Source organism: Desertibaculum subflavum, from assembly GCA_003576705.1.
Lineage (GTDB): Bacteria > Pseudomonadota > Alphaproteobacteria > Ferrovibrionales > Ferrovibrionaceae > Desertibaculum > Desertibaculum subflavum.
On record QOZS01000110.1, the window covers coordinates 2,501 to 5,608 of the forward strand.

Below are 3,108 nucleotides of genomic sequence, written 5' to 3' on the forward strand. Positions count from 1 at the left end.
CGAGCGCGATAAGGGCATTCGGTGGATGCCTTGGCACCGAGAGGCGATGAAGGACGTGGCACGCTGCGAAAAGCGTCGGGGAGCTGCGAGCAGGCTTTGATCCGGCGATATCCGAATGGGGCAACCCGGCCCGCAAGGGTCATCCCGCACTGAATCCATAGGTGCGGGAAGCGAACCCGGGGAACTGAAACATCTCAGTACCTGGAGGAAAGGACATCAACAGAGACTCCGTTAGTAGTGGCGAGCGAACGCGGACCAGGCCAGTGATCGACGAGAGGTAACCGGAACGCTCTGGAAAGGGCGGCCATAGCGGGTGACAGCCCCGTACGGGTAAGCCGATCGTCGGTCCATGAGTAGGGCGGGACACGTGCAATCCTGCCTGAAGACGGGGGGACCACCCTCCAAGCCTAAGTACTCCTCGGTGACCGATAGTGCACAAGTACCGTGAGGGAAAGGTGAAAAGCACCCCGACGAGGGGAGTGAAAGAGACCTGAAACCGGATGCCTACAAGCAGTCGGAGGCCGCAAGGCTGACGGCGTACCTTTTGTATAATGGGTCAGCGACTTCGTCTGTGCAGCGAGCCTAAGCCGTTAGGTGGAGGCGGAGCGAAAGCGAGTCTGAATAGGGCGACTGAGTTGCACGGATGAGACCCGAAACCGGGTGATCTAGCCATGAGCAGGTTGAAGGTGCAGTAACATGCACTGGAGGACCGAACCCACTCCTGTTGAAAAAGTAGGGGATGACTTGTGGCTAGGGGTGAAAGGCCAATCAAACTCGGAAATAGCTGGTTCTCCGCGAAATCTATTTAGGTAGAGCGTCGGATGATTACCGCCGGGGGTAGAGCACCGGATGGGCTAGGGGGCCCCACAGGCTTACCAAACCCAACCGAACTCCGAATACCGGTGAGTACAGTCCGGCAGGCAGACTGCGGGTGCTAAGGTCCGTGGTCGAGAGGGAAACAGCCCAGACCGCCAGCTAAGGTCCCCAAGTGGTGGCTAAGTGGGAAAGGATGTGGGAAGGCCAAGACAACCAGGAGGTTGGCTTAGAAGCAGCCATCCTTTAAAGAAAGCGTAATAGCTCACTGGTCTAGACAAGCCAGCCTGCGCCGAAGATGTACCGGGGCTCAAGCCACCCACCGAAGCTGCGGGTTTGCACGCAAGTGCAAGCGGTAGCGGAGCGTTCCGTCTGCGGTGAAGGGATACCCGTGAGGGGTCCTGGAGCGGCCGGAAGTGAGAATGCTGACATGAGTAACGCAAGGAGTGCGAGAACCACTCCCGCCGAACATCCAAGGGTTCCTGCGCAAGGTCAATCCGCGCAGGGTGAGCCGGCCCCTAAGGCGAGGGCGAGAGCCGTAGCCGATGGGAACCAGGTCAACATTCCTGGGCCCGCTGGAGGTGACGACGGATGCGTGTTGTTCGGACTTACTGGATTGTCCGGGCGGCGCAAGTTCGTCCAGGAAACAGCCCCAGCATATGGACCGTACCCGAAACCGACACAGGTGGATGGGTAGAGTATACCAAGGCGCTCGAGAGAACGGTGTTGAAGGAACTAGGCAAATTGACCCCGTAACTTCGGGAGAAGGGGTGCCTCTCATTGGGCAACCAGTGGGGGGCGGCACAGACCAGGGGGTGGCGACTGTTTACTAAAAACACAGGGCTCTGCGAAGCCGATGAGGCGACGTATAGGGTCTGACGCCTGCCCGGTGCCGGAAGGTTAAGAGGAGGGGTGCAAGCTCCGAATCGAAGCCCCGGTAAACGGCGGCCGTAACTATAACGGTCCTAAGGTAGCGAAATTCCTTGTCGGGTAAGTTCCGACCTGCACGAATGGCGTAACGACTTCCCCACTGTCTCCAACACCGGCTCGGTGAAATTGAACTCTCCGTGAAGATGCGGAGTACCCGCGGTCAGACGGAAAGACCCCGTGCACCTTTACTGCAGCTTTGCAATGGTGCCAGGAACCGGATGTGTAGGATAGGCGGGAGCCTATGAAGCGGCGGCGCCAGCCGTCGTGGAGGTACCCTTGAAATACCGCCCTTTTGGTTTTTGGCCTCTAACCGAGCTCCGTTAGCCGGAGCCGGGACCTTGCATGGCGGGCAGTTTGACTGGGGCGGTCGCCTCCCAAAGAGTAACGGAGGCGCGCGATGGTAGGCTCAGGCTGGTCGGACATCAGCCGTCGAGTGCAATGGCACAAGCCTGCCTGACTGCGAGACAGACAAGTCGAGCAGAGACGAAAGTCGGTCATAGTGATCCGGTGGTCCCGCGTGGAAGGGCCATCGCTCAACGGATAAAAGGTACGCCGGGGATAACAGGCTGATGATGCCCAAGAGTCCATATCGACGGCATCGTTTGGCACCTCGATGTCGGCTCATCACATCCTGGGGCTGGAGCAGGTCCCAAGGGTTCGGCTGTTCGCCGATTAAAGTGGTACGTGAGCTGGGTTTAGAACGTCGTGAGACAGTTCGGTCCCTATCTGCCGCGGGCGCAGGATGCTTGAGAGGAGCTGCCCTTAGTACGAGAGGACCGGGGTGGACGTGCCTCCGGTGGACCGGTTGTCGCGCCAGCGGCATAGCCGGGTAGCTAAGCACGGACGGGATAACCGCTGAAAGCATCTAAGCGGGAAGCCCCCCTCAAGACCAGGCATCCCTAAGAGCCGTGGAAGACCACCACGTCGATAGGCCGGATGTGGAAGTGCGGCAACGCATGAAGCTGACCGGTCCTAATCGCTCGATAGAGCTCGATACCTACATGCACGGTCACAGATACAGACACAGCTGCAGACCAGGCAAACACACACACCTCACCGCATACGCGTCACCCAATCAGGATCACTCCCGCAACAACCCATCTGTCCTCCGACAGCCTGGTGGCCATGGCGAGGGCCCCAACACCCGATCCCATCCCGAACTCGGCCGTGAAATCCCTCAGCGCCAATGGTACTGCGTCTCAAGGCGTGGAAGAGTAGGTCGCCGCCAGGCTTTCCAAGGACAGACCACACACCAAACCGCAACCTCCCCTCACGACCAACCACCTCCCGCGGGGTGGAGCAGCCCGGTAGCTCGTCAGGCTCATAACCTGAAGGTCACAGGTTCAAATCCTGTCCCCGCAACCA

General features: G+C 59.3%; 1 tRNA gene and 2 rRNA genes (1 of these 3 running past the window's edge). All 3 read left to right on the forward strand.

From position 1 onward, the window contains the following. Nucleotides 1-2,740 (forward strand): 23S ribosomal RNA (locus DT074_RS27405); it begins 2 nt to the left of the window's first position. A gap of 118 nt (nucleotides 2,741-2,858) precedes the next feature. Further along, nucleotides 2,859-2,974: ribosomal RNA gene (rrf, locus tag DT074_RS27410) — 5S ribosomal RNA — on the forward strand. Between the two features lie 57 nt (nucleotides 2,975-3,031). Next, a tRNA-Met gene (locus tag DT074_RS27415) sits at nucleotides 3,032-3,108 on the forward strand.